General features: G+C 69.7%; 15 protein-coding genes and 1 tRNA gene. 13 read left to right on the plus strand and 3 right to left on the minus strand.

The genetic code is table 11. The annotated features are described in order from the left end of the window. The first annotated feature begins 424 nt into the window (after window positions 1-424). Together ABT158_RS28540 and ABT158_RS28545 are read left to right on the plus strand one after the other, a co-directional pair. Window positions 425-1285: a PSP1 domain-containing protein gene (locus tag ABT158_RS28540; RefSeq protein ID WP_352358844.1), complete on the plus strand. Its 861-nt coding sequence runs from the start codon at window positions 425-427 to the stop codon at window positions 1283-1285. A 799-nt stretch (window positions 1286-2084) separates the two neighbouring features. After that, window positions 2085-3257 carry an AI-2E family transporter gene (locus tag ABT158_RS28545; RefSeq protein ID WP_352358482.1) on the plus strand — a complete coding sequence of 391 codons (1173 nt, stop codon included), beginning with the start codon at window positions 2085-2087 and terminating at the stop codon, window positions 3255-3257. Between the two features lie 104 nt (window positions 3258-3361). Here ABT158_RS28545 and ABT158_RS28550 read toward each other — a convergent pair whose 3' ends face one another. Continuing rightward, the gene (locus ABT158_RS28550) at window positions 3362-3655 is read right to left on the minus strand and encodes a hypothetical protein (protein ID WP_352358484.1); all 294 of its coding nucleotides are present in this window, start codon (window positions 3653-3655) and stop codon (window positions 3362-3364) included. A gap of 432 nt (window positions 3656-4087) precedes the next feature. Between ABT158_RS28550 and ABT158_RS28555 the strand changes: the two genes are divergently transcribed. The 3 genes from ABT158_RS28555 (at window position 4088) to ABT158_RS28565 (ending at window position 6927) form a co-directional block, all read left to right on the plus strand. Continuing rightward, window positions 4088-4582: a DUF1269 domain-containing protein gene (locus ABT158_RS28555; protein ID WP_352358486.1), complete on the plus strand. Its 495-nt coding sequence runs from the start codon at window positions 4088-4090 to the stop codon at window positions 4580-4582. Window positions 4583-4740: 158 nt separating this feature from the next. Further along, a complete protein-coding gene (locus tag ABT158_RS28560) occupies window positions 4741-5259 on the plus strand; it encodes a hypothetical protein (protein ID WP_352358488.1) in 519 nt (172 codons plus the stop codon). Between the two features lie 282 nt (window positions 5260-5541). Continuing rightward, entirely contained in the window at window positions 5542-6927 is a 1386-nt protein-coding gene (locus tag ABT158_RS28565; protein ID WP_352358490.1) for an MFS transporter, read from the plus strand. A 53-nt stretch (window positions 6928-6980) separates the two neighbouring features. Here ABT158_RS28565 and ABT158_RS28570 read toward each other — a convergent pair whose 3' ends face one another. Next, entirely contained in the window at window positions 6981-8813 is a 1833-nt protein-coding gene (locus ABT158_RS28570; protein WP_352358492.1) for a glycoside hydrolase family 15 protein, read from the minus strand. Between the two features lie 193 nt (window positions 8814-9006). Here ABT158_RS28570 and ABT158_RS28575 point away from each other — a divergent pair, with 193 nt between their 5' ends. From ABT158_RS28575 to ABT158_RS28590, 4 genes are all read left to right on the plus strand, one after another. After that, window positions 9007-10539, plus strand: a complete 1533-nt coding sequence (locus tag ABT158_RS28575; protein ID WP_352358494.1) for an alpha/beta hydrolase — start codon at window positions 9007-9009, stop codon at window positions 10537-10539. Between the two features lie 56 nt (window positions 10540-10595). Beyond that, window positions 10596-10672 (plus strand) — tRNA-Thr (locus ABT158_RS28580). A gap of 354 nt (window positions 10673-11026) precedes the next feature. Next, a complete protein-coding gene (locus ABT158_RS28585) occupies window positions 11027-11353 on the plus strand; it encodes a hypothetical protein (RefSeq protein ID WP_352358496.1) in 327 nt (108 codons plus the stop codon). Between the two features lie 51 nt (window positions 11354-11404). Continuing rightward, complete coding sequence (locus ABT158_RS28590) at window positions 11405-11911, plus strand: RICIN domain-containing protein (protein ID WP_352358498.1); 507 nt, start codon at window positions 11405-11407, stop codon at window positions 11909-11911. Between the two features lie 134 nt (window positions 11912-12045). Here ABT158_RS28590 and ABT158_RS28595 read toward each other — a convergent pair whose 3' ends face one another. Beyond that, window positions 12046-12819: an alpha/beta fold hydrolase gene (locus ABT158_RS28595; RefSeq protein WP_352358500.1), complete on the minus strand. Its 774-nt coding sequence runs from the start codon at window positions 12817-12819 to the stop codon at window positions 12046-12048. Window positions 12820-12921: 102 nt separating this feature from the next. Here ABT158_RS28595 and ABT158_RS28600 point away from each other — a divergent pair, with 102 nt between their 5' ends. From ABT158_RS28600 to ABT158_RS28615, 4 genes are all read left to right on the plus strand, one after another. Next, the gene (locus ABT158_RS28600) at window positions 12922-13770 is read left to right on the plus strand and encodes a helix-turn-helix transcriptional regulator (RefSeq protein ID WP_352358502.1); all 849 of its coding nucleotides are present in this window, start codon (window positions 12922-12924) and stop codon (window positions 13768-13770) included. A gap of 127 nt (window positions 13771-13897) precedes the next feature. Continuing rightward, the gene (locus ABT158_RS28605; RefSeq protein WP_352358504.1) at window positions 13898-15004 is read left to right on the plus strand and encodes a serine hydrolase domain-containing protein; all 1107 of its coding nucleotides are present in this window, start codon (window positions 13898-13900) and stop codon (window positions 15002-15004) included. A 121-nt stretch (window positions 15005-15125) separates the two neighbouring features. Then, complete coding sequence (locus ABT158_RS28610) at window positions 15126-15677, plus strand: DUF305 domain-containing protein (RefSeq protein ID WP_352358506.1); 552 nt, start codon at window positions 15126-15128, stop codon at window positions 15675-15677. 60 nt (window positions 15678-15737) lie between these two features. Then, window positions 15738-16433 carry a FadR/GntR family transcriptional regulator gene (locus ABT158_RS28615; protein WP_352358508.1) on the plus strand — a complete coding sequence of 232 codons (696 nt, stop codon included), beginning with the start codon at window positions 15738-15740 and terminating at the stop codon, window positions 16431-16433. Window positions 16434-16466: the final 33 nt, after the last annotated feature.

Genomic DNA, 16466 nt, shown 5'->3' on the forward strand with positions numbered 1-16466 from the left:
GATCGCTGTGCGGACGGGGTGCGGTTTCCGCCTTCTCGCTTGTCAGGAGGGCGAAAGATAGCTGGGTGACCGGCGCGGCAAGTGAGCCCGCCAAGCGTCTCTGTAGCCGCCGCCACCAGGGTCGGGGACATGCCGGAGTCGTACCGGTTGCAGATGAGGTCGGAGCGCGACGCTCAAGGCCCTGAGGCGGCAGCGGGGTGTCGCATCCGTCGTCGACCGCCGTTGTCCGGTCGACGCGGCTCTGGCCATGGCCCTCTACCGGGTCTCGCTGCCGAAGGGGCAGGACTGCCGGGCGGGCGATTGGTTCAAGATCGGGCCCGGTGCCCCTCACGTTCACCGGGCCGACACACGTAGTGTGGCAACGGAAGGCCGTAACAACCCCCGAGGCCGTCAGGGAGGCGAGCTCTAGCCCATGGGAATGATCATGGCCGTGAGCTTCACGCGCTACGGGAGGCTCTACTACCTCGATCCGGGCGGGCACACCTTCAAGGTCGGCGACAAGGTGCTGGTGCCGACCGACTCGGGCCCCGAGGTGGCGGAGTGTGTGTGGGCGCCGCAGTACACGAGCGAGGACATCGACGGTCTGCCCGTGTGTGAGGGGCCGGCGGGCGAGGAACACCTCTCGCGCGACGAGTCCAACAAACGCCGCAGGGCCGAGGCCCGCAGCGTGTCGAAGAAGCTGATCAAACGGCACACGCTGCCGATGAAGGTCGTCGGCATCGACTATCTCGACCAGGACAACGTCTACACCGTCTACTTCTCGGCCCCTCATCGGGTCGACTTCCGGGCCTTGGTCCGCGACCTGGCCCGGAACCTGCGGGCCAGGGTCGAGCTGCGGCAGATCGGTCCCAGGGACGAGGCGCGGTTGCAGGGCGGCATCGGTCCCTGCGGCCGTGACCTGTGCTGCGCCACGTTCCTGAAGGATTTCGAGCCCGTGTCCGTGCGCATGGCCAAAGACCAGGACCTGCCGGTCAACCCGTTGCGCATCGCGGGGGCTTGCGGGCGGCTCATGTGCTGCCTGAAGTACGAGCACCCGTTGTACGTCGAGAGCCGGTACAGGATGCCTCGCGCGGGAAGCCGGGTGAGCACGCCGCAGGGCGATGGGGTCGTCACCGGGCACAACGTCCCCGCCGACACGGTGACGGTGCGCCTGGACGATGGAGGGAGGCGCTGTGCGTGCCCTTCCGCGTCGGTGTGCTCGCCCCGCATCCAGCACGACACGATGTACGGCAACCAGGAGGAATCGCCCGACCGCCAGCCTTCCGGGGATGGGGAGGACGTCTGAACGCTCATCCCGTCCTGGCCCAGGTGGCGCTCATGGGCGGCCGGTAACAGACTGACCGCCTTCCCGAAGGCGATGGGGAGGCGGTGGGGGCGACAGCGCGAGGGGCATGGCTGCGGCGGCTCCGTGCGGCCCCTTCGTGTGCACCCGGGCTCATGGATGAGGCTCACTGCGGCGAAAAGCACGAGCTCACAGCACCCCCACCCGAAGCGCCAGCCCCATCGGATGGGCCGACTCGCCGCCGCAGCAGCCCTGCCTGAGGCGCCAACCGCTGCCGCCGGAGCCCCATCGGAAGTGCCGACTCGCAATCCGATGCCCACCTGAGGCCCAGCTCACAACAGCCCCGCCCGAGCAGTCCCCTGTAGCCCCTCGCAAAGCGCCAGCCCATCGAGTGCCAGCCGAATCCGATGCCCACCGGAGGCACCAACCGCAGCAGCGCGCCCGAAGCGTCACCCTCCGGCGCCTTTCTGAGGGGCCAGCTTGCGCAGTCCGTTCGAAGTGCCGGAGACAGCCATTCGTCGCGACCGCGACCCCGCCTCGCGTGGCTCCGGCCCGGCCCGGTACGGCCTGGGCGCGGGGCGCCGTTCAGCAGGGGGCTGGGGTGAGGTGGGGGACAAGCCGGTCAGGTGGTAGATGCGGGGCTGGAGTGGCTGGTCGTCGTACGTTGGGTGCGTCACTTCCATGCATGACGCATCCGGCCGCAGCCTACGGAGCGCCCGGGGTGAGGGCCGGGCTTGTTGTCCTCTGCGGTCTTGTCGTTCGTCGTCGTCATCGGAGGTGGAATCTAGATCTCTGGAGAGTCATGAAGAAGCCGGTGCAGTCGAGCGACGGCGCGCCCGTAGTGCAGGTGATGCTCTCGCCTGCCAACGTCTGGCGTGCCGGGCTCGCCATGGCGGCCGTCGTGGCGGTGGCGTTCTTCGTCCGGTTCGTGATCACGGACGCGGGTGCGCTGATCGCCATGCTGGTGATGGCCTGGTTCCTTTCTCTGGCCATGGAGCCCGCCGTGCGGCGTATGTCGCGGCACATGCGCCGGGGCAGAGCGACGCTGCTGGTGATGACGTTGTTCATCCTGGCGTTCGTGATCTTCATGGTCCTGTTCGGCAGCATGTTCGTGCAGCAGGTCGCGGTGCTGTTGAAGGCTCTGCCCGACGTCATCGCGGGCGTCGTCGAGTGGGTCAACGCCCGTCTGGGCACCCGTTACGAGATCTCCGACATTCTCAAGTCCATCAAACTCACCCCGCAGCAGGCGGCCGAGTACGCGCAGGGCGCGCTCGGCGGGGTGCTGGGACTGCTGGGCACGGTGACCGGAACGCTGTTCAACCTGTTCACCCTGGCGCTGCTGACGTTCTACTTCTCGGCCGACGGGCCGAGGCTGCGCCGGTGGCTCGCGCAGTTGCTGCCCGGCCGGCTCCAGCAGGTCTTCATCAGCGTTTGGGACGTCTCCACCATCAAGACCGGCGGATATGTCTCCTCCCGGCTCATTTTGGCCGCCATCAACGGCACGGCGTCGGCCCTGGTGTTCCGGCTGCTGGACATGCCCTCATGGCTGGCGCTCGGTGCGTGGACGGGGCTGGTCGCCCAGCTCGTGCCCACCATCGGCACCTACATCTCCATCGCCCTGCCGGTGGTGGTGGGACTGGTCTCGTCACGTCCCTGGGTCGGTCTGGCCGCGCTGGCGTGGGGCATCGTGTACCAGCAGGTGGAGAACCTGACGCTGGAGCCGAAGATCAGTTCGCGGGCGGTGGACATCCATCCCGGGGTGTCCTTCGCCGCCGTGATCGCGGGGGCTTCGCTGTTCGGTGCGATGGGGGCGCTGCTGGCCATCCCCATCGTGGCCATGCTGCTGTCGCTGATCGACACGTTCGCCACCCGTCAGGAGCTGCGAGAGGCCATGGCCGCCGAGTCGGCGCCGCCGAAGGGCGGAGGCGGGGGAGCGTCTTCGAAGGGCGGCCCCGGCTCGCCGCCGCCGAAGTGACGTGGAACCGAGCGGATGGACGACCGTTCCGGGAAGGGGTCCGAGCGGAGGCCGCCTCGGGGTCTCCGGCCGATGTCACGTGTGTCGGTACGGGCGGTGGCCGGTCAGCCGCGGGGGTAGCCGGGGATCTGGCGGCGTTGGGTTGCGGTGCCGATCCAGTGGAAGAGGTCCAGCGCGACCGATACGGCGATCCAGAACCAGTCCGCTCCTCTCAGGCCGACGCCGGGCACGTACAGGATCACGTACATCAACGTGGTGAACGGCAGGAAGATCAGCCCGAGGAGAGGCCAGATCCACGTGTGGAAGGCGGCGCTGACCAGAGCGGGCCGCGCCACCCAGATGATGAAAACGGCAAGTCGCGGAAAGAGGCCCGCGAAGATCGCGAACAGACATCCCATGACGGCCCACGTCCCTCCATCACGCCTCGCCGGAAGGTAGGCGAAGTGGATGGTCCCCGCAGCCGGGGCTGCTCATCCTCGACGTTGTGCATGGAAAGTCCCTGATTCGATTTGCCTGCCTGGATGCTGTCTCGGCGCACTGAGGGCTATTTCCGGTAAATGCACAGATTTGCCCGGGGGAAATCTTTGCCTTCTCGCGGTGGCCGCCCGATCGGGAACAGGGGATCAGAAGCATGGACGGCGGCTTGGCCGGGCGATGCCGTCACATGTGCGGAGATGCGGCCGTTGCGGATCTTCCGCTGGGAGCCCGGGTCATGTGGGCCTGTCCGCCCGGAAAGCCGGTCACAGACCTGTTCCCGGCGGCGGCCCGCACTGTCTGCCGGGGCATCCGCAGCCGCTCGTCGATGCAACCGACCAGGAGGAACAAGCCCAATGAGCAACCTCATCGCGATCTCCTATCCCGACCTCTCCACCGCCATCGCCGTACGTGACCGCCTCGCCGACCTGCAACGGCAGAACCTGATCACGATGGAGGACGTGGCCATCGTCGAACGCCGGGCCGACGGGACGATCAAGCTCCACCAGACCAGCGGTACGACGGGTATGGGTGCGGCCGGCGGGGCGCTGTGGGGTGGCCTGATCGGGATGTTGTTCTTCGTGCCGCTCTTCGGCATGGCAATGGGCGCCGCCACCGGAGCGGCCGCCGCAGCGATGACCGACGCCGGCGTCAACGACGAGTTCATGAGGGAAATCGCCGGCAAGCTCGAACCCGGCACCGCCGCGCTGTTCGTCCTGGTCGTGCAGAGTACGCCGGACAAGGTCATTCCGGAGATCCAGTCGTACGGCGGGCATGTCATCCAGACCTCGCTCAACCGCGAGGAGGAGGCGCAACTGCGCGAGATGATGGAGGGGATCGGCGCCCGGTGAACGAAATGCCGCACACCGCCGCACACCGCCACAGATCCGCGGTGCCCCCGCCCTGCCTCGCCCCGCCGCGTGAGCGCGGCGCGTGCGCTTCGTCGCGAGGGTGAGAGTTGAGCACCCTTTGTCCAAGGATGGTCCGGTCGCCACCAAGAGAGGTCGTCATGGGGAAGGTGCCCGATCCGGCCGACGGTCATCGGTCGCCGGCCGAAGGCGCCCACAGGGACTACACCGGTGCGGTCTACGGATCACTGCTCGCCGCCTCCGTGGTGGCCGGTGCCGCGTCGCTCGGCAGGTTCCCGCGTCTGGAGATGATCATCCTGCTGCTGGGGACCAGCACGGTGTTCTGGGCCGCTCATGTCCACGCCCGTCTGTTCGGCGCCCGTGCGGTCTTCCAGAGCATGAGCGTGGCCGACATCCGCCGGGCCTGCGCCGAGGAGTGGCCGATCGTCACGGCGGCCGTTCCGCCGGCCGTCGCCGTGGCCGTCGGGCCGTTGCTGGGTCTCGAAGCGCAGGGCACGGCCTGGCTGGCACTCGGGGTCGCGGTGGCCGGGCAGGTCGGCTGGTCGGCCGCGGCGGCCGTGGGGATCGGCGCCTCCGCTCGCATGGTGCTGGTCACGAGCGTGATCAATCTGCTGCTCGGGCTGGTGATCGTGGTGCTGAAGGCCGCGTTCCACCATTGACCGGACGCCCGCCGGGACGGCCACTCCGACCGCAGAAGCGGCCGGTCATCCGTGGCGACGGCCACCGCAGAAGCGGCCGGTCATCCGTGGCGACGGCCATCACGGAAGCGGCAACCACGGAAGGCGGCCACCACGGAGGCGGCGAGCGTCATGCCGGATTCATGTCGAGGTGGTCATGCGCAGGTGGATGATGTGCCGCAGCGATCCCGTCCTTGAAAGGGCCGCCGCCGGTTCGTACGGCCAAGGCGTCGCCACCGATCGAGCGCGACGGCGGGGTGGACCATGACCGGGCCCGCAGCCCCCGGCAGCCCGGCCGCCTTCGCGAAGAGCCCGCTGACCCCGCTGGCCCTCGCCCAGTTCATCTGCAGCTTCGCCGGCTCGAACATGAACGTGATGATCAACGACATCGGCCGGGACCTGAACACCACGGTGAAGGGCGTGCAGAGCACAATCACGCTCTTCCTGTTGATCATGGCCGTGCTGATGATCCCGTGCAGCAAGCTGACCGATCGCTGGGGACGCAAGAAGTGCTTCCTCGCGGGCCTCACCCTGTACGGGATCGGCGCTCTGACCAGCGCGTTCTCGCCCAGCCTCGCGGTGCTGATCCTCGGCAACTCGGTGCTCGAAGGGGTGGGGACCGCGTTGCTGATCCCGCCCGTCTACATTCTCGCGACGATGGCCTTCGACGATCTGCGGTCGCGGGCCCGCGCCTTCGGCCTGATCAGCGGGATGGGCGGCGTCGGCGCGGCCGCGGGCCCGCTGATCGGCGGTTTCATCGCGACGGCGATCACCTGGCGTGCCGCGTTCGTCTTCCAGGCGGTGGTGGTCGCGGTGATCGTCTTCCTCAGCCGCCGGATCGCCGACCCGGTACCGCCGGATCCGACCCGGCCCTTCGACACCGCCGGCGCGGTCCTGTCGGCCGTCGGCATGTTCTTCGTGGTGTTCGGGATTCTCCAGGCCGGCAAGAACGCCCTGCTGATGACGGCGTTCCTCGTCGTCGGAGTGGGCTTCCTGATCTGGTTCTTCCTGCACATCCGGGCCCGGGAACGCGCCGGGAAGGAGCCGTTGCTCACGACGCGCCTGTTCCGGAACCGTACGTCCGATCTCGGCCTCGTCACCCAGAACATGCAGTGGCTGGTCCTCATGGGGACGTCCTTCGTGGTCGCGGTCTTCCTGCAGAAGGTCCGCGGGTACAACGCCGTCCAGACTGGTGTCGTCTTCACCGCGGCGACCGCGGGGATCCTGGTGAGCTCCCTGGCGGCGGAGCGGCTCACCAAGAAGCACGCCCAGAAGAACCTGATCTCGGCGGGTTTCGTCATGACCGTGGCCGGGATCGCCGTCCTGCTCGCCCTGGTCGAAGCGTCGTCGCGGGTCGTCGCCTTCGTGCCGGGGCTGTTGCTGATCGGGCTGGGCGTGGGCGTGATGCTCACGCCGTCGGTCAACGTCGTGCAGTCCAGCTTTCCCGAGGAACAGCAGGGCGAGATCTCCGGATTGTCGCGCAGTGTGTCGAACCTCGGCTCGTCGTTCGGCACGGCGATCGCCGGCACGATCCTCATCTCCGGGCTGGCCGAAGGGCACCGGTCCTATGCCCTCGCCATGATCGCTCTTGCGGTCTTCGCCCTGGTGGGCCTGGCCGCCGCGATCCGGCTCCCCACCGACCCCCGGTGACGCCGAGACGCCGAGACGCCGAGACGCCGAGACGCCGAGACGCCGTGTGCGGTCTACCGCCCGCCCGGTTCGGCGCGGTCGAGTTGTTCGTCGAGGGCGACGGCGGCGGCGATGAGCGCCAGGTGGGTGAACGCCTGCGGGAAGTTGCCGAGCTGCGCGCCTGAGGGGCCGATCTCCTCGGCGAACAGGCCGACGTGGTTGGCGTAGGTGAGCATCTTGTCGAAGGCGTAACGGGCCTGCTGCAGTCGTCCGGCGCGGGCCAGGGCCTCGACGTAGAGGAAACTGCACAGGTTGAATGTCCCCTCCGAGCCGCGCAGGCCGTCGGGGGAGGCGGCGGGGTCGTAGCGGTAGACGAGGCTGTCGCTGACCAGCTCCTGGTCGATGGCGTCCAGGGTGCTCAGCCAGGCCGGGTCGCGGGGGGAGATGAACCCGACCCGGGGCATGAGCAGCAGCGAGGCGTCCAGCACGTCGGTGCTGTAGTGCTGGACGAAGGCCCGCCGGTCAGGACTCCAGCCGCGGTCCATGATCTGGTTGAAGACGGCGTCTCGGACACTCATCCAGCGCACGAGGTCGGCGGGACGCGAGTGGGTGGTGGCCATCCGGATGCCGCGATCGAAGGCGACCCAGGTCATCAGCCTGCTGTAGGTGAAGTCCTGACGCCCGCCGCGGGTCTCCCAGATGCCTTCGTCGGGACGGTCCCAGGTGTCGGCCAGCCAGTCGAGCAGCCCGGCGAAGGACCGCCAGCCGCGGATGCCGCCGATCTCCTGGGCCTGGGCCAGGGCGTCGGCGACTTCGCCGTAGATGTCGAGCTGGAGCTGGTCGGAGGCGGCGTTTCCGGCCCGTACCGGCCGGGAATGCCGATATCCCTCCAGATGGTCGAGCACCTCCTCGGTCAGATGGGGATCCCCGTCGATCCGGTACATGATCTGCAGCGGCTCACCGGAGGTGCGGCCGGCGAGGAGCCGCTCATGCAGCCACGTACGGAACGCCTGGGCCTCCTCGACGAAGCCGAGGCCGATCAGGGCCCGGACGGACAGCGAGGCGTCGCGGACCCAGGTGTAGCGGTAGTCCCAGTTGCGTTCGCCGCCGATCTGCTCCGGCAGCCCCATCGTGGCGGCGGCGATCGGGGCGCCGGTGGGCGCGTACGTGAGGAGCTTGAGAGTGATCGCCGACCGGTTCACCATGTCACGCCAGCGACCCCGGTACCGGGACGCGCGCAGCCAGCCGTGCCAGAAGGCGCGGCAGGCCTCGAAGCTGTCGCGGATGCCGTCGGCGGTCACGGGCGGCACGGCCTGGTCGTCGCCGCTGCAGCTGGTCAGGACGATCGCCGCCGTCTGGCCGGCCTGGAGGGTGAAGTCCGCGACGATGTCCTCACCGTCCGGGCGCAGGGCGACAGGGCCGGCGGCCTGCAGGTGGAGGTTCGTGCCGGGGCCCTGGAAGACCGCCGAGCCGGCGTCGCCGAGCGCGAGGGTGTGCGATGCCCGCCCGTAGTCGAAGCGGGGACGGCAGGCGAAGACGAAGGGCAGGCTCCCGCGGACCACCCGGACGAACCGCACCAGGCGGTGCCGGCCGGAGGGGGTGCTGGAGGTGTTCGGCTCCATGAAGTCGGCGACCTCGCCGACGCCGCCGGAGGCCATGAACCGGGTGACGAGGACGGCGGTGTCGGGCAGGTAGAGCTGCCGCACGGCCGCCTCGTCGCTTCCCTCCAGGTCGGCGGCCAGCCGGCAGTGGCCTCCGCGCTCGCTGTCGAGGATGGACGCGAACAGGCTCGGGGAGTCGAACCGGGGCGTGCACCACCAGTCGATGGTGCCGTCGCTGGAGACGAGCGCGGCGGTCTGCAGGTCTCCGATCATGCCGTGGTCCGCGATCTGCGGGTAGCCGTTCATCGATGCCTCCGTTGTTCGCCGGACATACCGGACGACTGCCTCCGGACGTGTCGACTGAGCGACCGTCACCGGGGGGACGGAGCAGCAATTTCAGGCTAACTCCTGGTATCGCAGGAAGTCATCCAGGGTGACGACCGCGCGGCTCGGCCCGGCGATTCGCCGGACGGCATCCAGGGGGTGGTTTGCTGGTGCGGTGCGTGACCACCGCTCGTGGGGAGCCCCCGTCCTGCCGTCCGTGCCGGGCGCGTCGCGGTGGTGGGGCGCGCGGTGGCTGCGCCGCGTCGTGGCCGGGGTCGCGGTGCCGGTGGTGCTTCTCGCCGGTGGGTGTGGCCGTCCGGTGGAGCGGGTGGTGCGGGGGCTCGGCTGGTCCGACTGCGGGGACGGCTTCGAGTGCGGGACGTTGCGGGTGCCGCTCGACCACGACCGTCCCGACGGTGAGCGGCTTGAGCTGGCGGTCGTCCGGCTGCCCGCGACGGGCGACCGGATCGGCTCGCTGGTGCTGAACCCGGGCGGGCCGGGGGCGTCCGGGGTCGAGTACGCCAGGGCCGCCCGGCTGGTGGTGGGCGAGAAGGTACGGGAGCGGTTCGACGTCGTCGGGTTCGATCCGCGCGGGGTCGGCCGGTCGGCGCCGGTCGAGTGTCTCGACGACGAAGCCCTCGACGCGTTCCTCGCCATGGACACCACCCCCGACACCCTCGCGGAGCGGGATGCGCTGGAGGCCGCGGCGCGGCGGTTCGCGGACGGCTGCCGGAAGCGCTCCGGCCGGCTCCTGCCCCACCTGGGCACCGTGGACGTGGCCCGCGACCTGGACCTGCTGCGCCAGGCCTTGGGCGACCAGAAGCTGACCTATCTCGGCAAGTCGTACGGCACCTTTCTCGGGGCCGTCTATGCCGACCTGTTCCCCGGCAAGGTGCGCGCGCTCGCGCTGGACGGCGCCCTCGACCCGGCCGACCCGCGGGTGCCGGCCAACACCGAACAGGCCGTGGGGTTCGAGGAGGCGCTGCGCGCGTACGTCGAGGACTGCCTGGGCGACCGCGACTGCCCGTTCGCCGGCCGGCCGGCCGAAGAGGCGACGGACGAGGTCGGGGCCCTGATCCACCGCGCGGACACCCGCCCCCTGGAAGGCGGCGGCCGGCCGGTCACCGAGGCGCTGGCCACCCTCGGCGCGCTGACGCCGCTCTACGACCGTGCCTCCTGGCCGGAACTCACCGAGGCGCTACGCCGGGCGCTGAACGGCGACGGCTCACTCCTGCTGCGCAACGCCGACCAGCTCGCCGGCAGGCGGGACGACGGCACCTACTCCAACCAGCTGGCCGCCAATCTGGCGGTGAACTGCGTCGACGGCCCGTACCCGGCGACGGCCGCGGCCTTCGCGGAGGATGCGGCGCGGGCGTCCAGGAAGGCGCCCCGGTTCGGGCCGTACATCGTGTGGTCGTCCCTGCCGTGTGCGTTCTGGCCGGCTCGGCCCACCTTCTCGCCGCACCGCCTGACCGCCGCCGGGGCTCCTCCGATCCTGGTCGTCGGCACGAAACGGGATCCCGCGACGCCGTACGGGTGGGCTCGGGCGCTGGCGGGTGAGCTGCGGTCCGGCGTACTGCTCAGCTACGACGGCGACGGGCACACCGCGTACGGGAACGGTTCCCCGTGTGTGGACGACGCCGTGGACCGGTATCTCATGGAGGGGGTGCCGCCGAAGGAAGGCGCGATCTGTCCGGGCATCCGGTGATCGGGAGGAGCAAGAACCCTTGGATCTCCTGTAGACTCTTCCAAGCCGTACGGCACGCCGCCTTAGCTCAGTCGGCCAGAGCACTTCACTCGTAATGAAGGGGTCTGGGGTTCGAATCCCCAAGGCGGCTCCAGTTCAAAGGCCCTCCCGGTTCGTCCAGGAGGGCCTTTTGCGTGGGCGTACAGCAGCTCCGTACAGCAACGGGGCTGATCACTGCTCGAAGAGGTCCTGACCCTCGCCGCCGGAGCGGTCTCCGGCGATGGTTGACGGGGGCGCGGTGCCGATGCACGGGGGGAGACCTCGGGAGATGGAACGCGCCCACCGTCGTCCGGGCGGTCATGATCGAACGGCGTTCCTTGAGACAACCGAATGGGATGACGAAATCCCATCTGAGACCCGCCAGGTGAGGGGAACTCAGCTTGCCAGTGTGCCACTGGTCGAGCTGAGCCCCGCTTGCTCGACCCGAGCAGGCGGAGGAGTGCGGGTCATGCAGTTGTCGGTGTTCGTGATCGCGGCCGTTGTCACGCTCGCGATTCCCGCCGTGGCGATGACGGTTGTGGCGATCGTCGCGCTTCGCGGCACGCAGCCGGACGAGCGGCCTGAGATCCTGCGTGCCCTCGCAGTCCTGGGCTCGGGCGAATCGCGGCTCGATTTCCGAATTGGCGCAACGCAGGCGACTGCCGTCCTCCCGGGCTGCGGAGAGTGCTGGGCGGGAGCGGGCGTAGTGGCGCCGGGGTGCGCGGGTGGGGTCACTGTGTGTGCCGGGCGGAGGGAAGGGGAGTGTAAACGGAAGGTGATTGATCGAACACCGTGAGTTGCGACATGGTGCATGAGGCCTGTTCAACGCACCCTCGGAGGGACACTCATGCTGGTTCGTCGCCTTCTGTCTGGAGCCGTCCTCGTCGTCACCGTCAGTGCGGGTCTCGTGCTGCCCGCCGCGGCCGCCGCTCCGAACCCGATGTGCATCGACGTCACCAACGACCGTGGCAACGGGGTCCGGATCTATCAGTGGGACTGTCAGGCCAACAACAACAACCAGAAGTTCGTGATCGACGCGGGCCAGATCAAGATCAAGGACACTCTGGGGACGTCGCGGCCGATGTGTGTGGACGTCACCAACGACCGCGGTAACGGGGTCCGGATCTACCAGTGGGAGTGTCAGAGCGGCAACAACAACCAGCAGTTCGTGATCGACGCCGGTCAGATCAAGATCAAGGACACTCTGAGGACGTCGCGGCCGATGTGTGTCGATGTCACCAACGACCGCGGTAACGGGGTCCGGATCTACCAGTGGGAGTGTCAGAGCGGCAACAACAATCAGCAGTTCGTGATCGACGCCGGTCAGATCAAGATCAAGGACACTCTGGTCTGAGCCGGAGGGTCGGTGGCGGGGGCTGGTCCGCGGTGAGCGGACCGGCCCCCGCCGTCTTGTGCCGGACGCCGCACGCCGGACGCCGCACGCCGCACGCCGGACGCCGGACGCCGGACTGGTGACGGGGGCAGAGGTCAGGTGGTGAAGTCGCGGACGAGGGTGACGAAGTCGTCGGGGCTTTCGACGCTGGAGACGTGGCCGGTGTCGAGTTCGAGGTAGGAGCTGCCGGGGATGGCGGCGTGGAGCTCGCGGGAGTTCTCCACCGGGATCAGGCCGTCGCGGGCGGCGCCGACGACCAGCGTGGGGGCCGTGATGCCGGGCAGCAGGTGGCGCAGGTCGACGCGGCGGCCGAGGTCGATCTGGCGCAGGCGGTTGGGGTGCGGCCGGAAGTACGTCGCCCGGCTCTCCAGGTCCTCGGGGTCGAGGGAGTTGAGGTAGCGGCGGCTGAAGGCGGTCAGCATGGAGAAGCGGGCGAAGGCGTCCGGGTTGCCGGCCAGGCCGAGCCAGGTCTGCAGGGCGGTGCGCAGGTAGGCGTCCTCGGTGTGGGCCCAGCCGGAGACCGGGATCAGGCGGCGGACGAGTTCGGGGCGGGTGGCGGCGAGGGACAGGGCGACCACCGCGCCCAGGGAGAAGCCGAGCAGGTCCACGGGGGCCTTGCCGGAGTCCTCGATGACGGCCGCGAGCTGCTCGGTCAGGCCCTCGACGGTCAGGGGGGCGCCGTCGTCCTCGACGAGGTCGCTGCCGCCGAGGTCGGGCAGGATCACGGTGTTGCGGTCGGCGAAGCGCTCGGCGAGGCCGTTCCAGGTCGACGAGCCGGGGCCGGTGCCGTGCAGGAGCACCAGGCCGGGGCCGTCGCCGACGGTGCGGTAGGCGACGCGGGTCCCGGAGACGGTCAGGTGTCGGGTCATGGCGCCACCGTGCCAGCCGGCGTCGCGGATGAGGAGCGGACCGGATTCCCTAGGACAGACAGTCCTGGGCTGCGATATTTCGCGGTATTGCAGGATGGGCTCATGGATCGTGCGGAGCTTGCTGACTTCCTTCGCCGCTCGCGGGAGCGGCTGCTGCCCGGTGAGGTGGGGCTGCCGTCGGGGCCGCGTCGCCGTACGCCGGGGCTGAGGCGGGAGGAGGTGGCGCAGCTCGCGGGCATGTCGGCCGACTATCTGATGCGGTTGGAGCAGGCGCGCAGCCCGCAGCCGTCCACCCAGCTGCTGGGCGCGCTGGCGCGGGCGCTGCGGCTGACGAGCGACGAACGCGACCACCTCTACCTGCTGGCCGGGCACCGGCCGCCGGCCGGGCCGCGGGCGGGCGAGCACGTCAAGCCGAGCCTGCTCTACCTGCTCGACCGCCTCGTCGGGACGCCCGCGCAGGTGTTGAGCGACCTGGGCGACGTGCTGGCGCAGAACGCCATGGCCGAGTCCCTGTTCGGGTGCAGCTGCACGGTCGAGGAGCCCGAGCGCAACATCGTGTGGCGCTGGTTCACCGATCCGTTCCGGCGCGAGGCGTACCCGGAGGAGGAGCACGCCGAACGCTCCCGCGCGCACGTGGCCGACCTGCGCGCGGCGGTGGTCCGCCGGGGCAACGACGAGCAGGCCCGCGCCCTGGTCGAGCGCCTGCGCCGGGCCAGCCCGGAGTTCGTCTCGTTGTGGGAGCGGCACGAGGTCGCGGTCCGCCGCGGCAGCCGCATGCGGGTCCGGCATCCGGCCATCGGCGCGATGGAGTTCGACTACGAGGTGCTGCTGGCCCCGGCCGAGGACCAGCGGCTGCTGATCTTCACGCCGCCGCCCGGGTCGAAGACGTTCGAGGCGCTGGAGCTGCTGCGGGTGGTGGGGCCGGAGACCGTGCACCGCAGCCATCGGTAGCCGTACGGGGGGCGCCGCGTCAGCGGGCGCGTCAGGACGGCGACGGTCCCGTGTCAGCGCGGCCGGGGATGGTTGAACCATCACCGGTTCGGGGATCGGCCCGAAGGCTCTGAAAGGCGTACGAAGCATGACGAACGACAGCGTTTCCGTAGACAACGTGGCCGAGCGCCCGGAGCTGCAGAAGATCCTCCAGGAGATCGTGGACGCCGGCTTCGTCGGCGTGCAGATGCGGGTGAACGACGAGCGGGGCGAGTGGGTCGGCACCGCCGGGGTGCGCGAGCTGGGCGGCCTCGCCGAGCCGCCGGCGGACGGGCGGTTCCGGGTCGGCAGCGTCACCAAGACCTTCACCGCGGCCCTGGTCCTGAGCCTGGTGGCCGACGGCGTGCTCGGCCTGGACGATGTCGTGGACGACCACCTGCCCGAGTTCGGGCTGGACCGGCGGATCACCGTACGGATGTTGCTCCAGCACACCAGCGGCGTGTTCAACTTCACCGGCGAGTACTACGAGGACGGCACCGTCGTGCCGGGGATCGTCCGGTCGGGCAAGGAGTGGGTGGAGAACCGCTTCAAGACCTACCGGCCGCAAGAGCTGGTCCGGCTCGCGCTGTCCAAGCCCGCCCGCTTCGAGCCGGGGACGGACTGGAGCTACTCCAACACCAACTACGTCCTGGCCAGGCTGCTGATCGAGAAGGTCACCGGCCGTCCGCTGGCCGAGGAGATGCGGCTGCGCGTCCTGGACCCGCTCGGGCTGCCGGACACCGTCGTGCCGGACACCGACACGGAGATCGCCGGCCCGCACGCCCACGCCTACTACCGCTACGAGGAGGACGGCCAGGACAAGACGGTCGACGTCACCCGTCAGAACCCCTCGTGGATCTCCACCGGCGGCGACATGATCTCGACCACCCGCGACCTGCACACGTTCATCTCCGGGCTGATGGGCGGCCGGCTCCTGCCGTCCTCGCTGCTGGACGAGATGCGCGACGCGCATCCCAAGGTCGGCTACGGCCTGGGGGTGTTCGTGCAGGACGCGGACCCCGACACCGGCACCGTCATCACGCACAACGGCGGCATCTCGGGCTCGGCGGCGCTGATGTACAGCACGCCCGACGGCCGCAGGACCCTGACCGCCTCGGTGACCTACGTGGACGACGCCGCGATGTCCCAGGCGGCGGCGTTCCAGGAGGTCGTGCAGCGGCTGGTCAAGGAGGTCTTCGGCCGGGCGGCCGCGTAGGGGCCGGGCCGGACGGCGAGCGGTCCGGGGCCGGCCCGCCGCCTTGACAGGGGCCCTTGCGCGCCAACGGGAAATCGTCTAACTCTTAGGAAGGTTTCCTTTTTAATGGAAGGCGCGCAGAGTGGCCGCTACCTCCCGATCCGGCGCCCTGAAGCTCGTCCTGGCGGCCCTGTGCCTACTGCTGGCCACCGCCTGCGGGGCGGCCGGGGCCCAGGCCCCTCCGGTCAACGCCCAGGACGTGATGTTCGTGCAGATGATGGTGCAGCACCACCGTCAGGGCATAGAGATCGCCAAGCTCGGCAGTCAACGGGTCACCGATGACCAGCTCCGGATCCTGGTGGCCGCCGTGGCCAGCACGCAGCAGGACGAGGTCGAGATGATGCTGCGCTGGCTGTACGCCTGGGAGCAGCCGCTCACCGCCGCCTCCGGCGCCCACGACCACCACGGCGGCATGCCGGAGACCGACCGCAGGCAGATCAGGGCGCTGAAGAGGTCGAAGTCCTTCGAGCGCGACCTGATGACCCTGCTGATCGCGCACCAGGGCGACGCGATCAAGATGGCGGACACCGAGGTCGCCTCCGGTGCGGACCCGGAGGTCAAGGAGTGGGCGGGGCAGGTGCAGGCGTCCCGCAAGGCGCAGATCGACCTGATGAAGGACCTGCTCAAGCGCTGATCGGGGAAGATCCCCGGTCGGCGTAGACGTGCGTCGGATTAAGTGATTAGATCACTTGATATGTCCGAGGTTGCGCGGCCGACGCTATCCGACGCTCTGACCGAGCGCATGCTGGAGCTCATCCGTAGTGGAGGGCACCGGCCGGGCGACAGGCTGCCCTCCACCAGGGAGCTCTCCCAGCGTTTCGCCGTCACCACCCCGACGCTGCGCGAAGCGCTGCGCAGGCTGGAGGCCACCGGAGCCATCGAGCTGCGGCACGGCTCGGGCATCTACGTCGGCGCCGACATCGAGCGGCTCGTGCTGCCCAACCCCAACATGCGCGAGATGCACGCCGCCCAGCTCCTCGAACTGCTCGGCGCGCGGATCGTGATCGAGCCGCCGCTGGCCGCCATGGCCGCCGAGCACGCCGAGGGCGCGGCGCTGGCCGCGCTCAAGCGGGTGCTCGACCAGGCCGGCCGGCACCTGCGCGGCGAGGACGCCGAGCTGCACGAGGCCAACATGTCCTTCCACCGGGCGACCGCGCGGATGGCGGGCAACAGCGTGCTGCACGAGGTCGTCGACTCGCTGCTCACCGTCCACGGGCCGGAGCAGCGGGAGATCCTGCAGATCTTCGACGACCGGCGCCGCGACTACGAGGAGCACCTGGCCATCCTGGAGGCCATCGAAGCGCGTGACGCCGCCGAGGCGCAGGCGCGCATGCGGGCCCATCTGGTCGACGTCCGGACTGTCGTCGAACAGAGGTTGCCACCCAGATAGAGCAAGTCCCCCCGAAAGAGCAAGGAGGCCGGC

This window comes from Nonomuraea sp. NPDC001636 (genome assembly GCF_040298265.1).
GTDB lineage: Bacteria > Actinomycetota > Actinomycetes > Streptosporangiales > Streptosporangiaceae > Nonomuraea.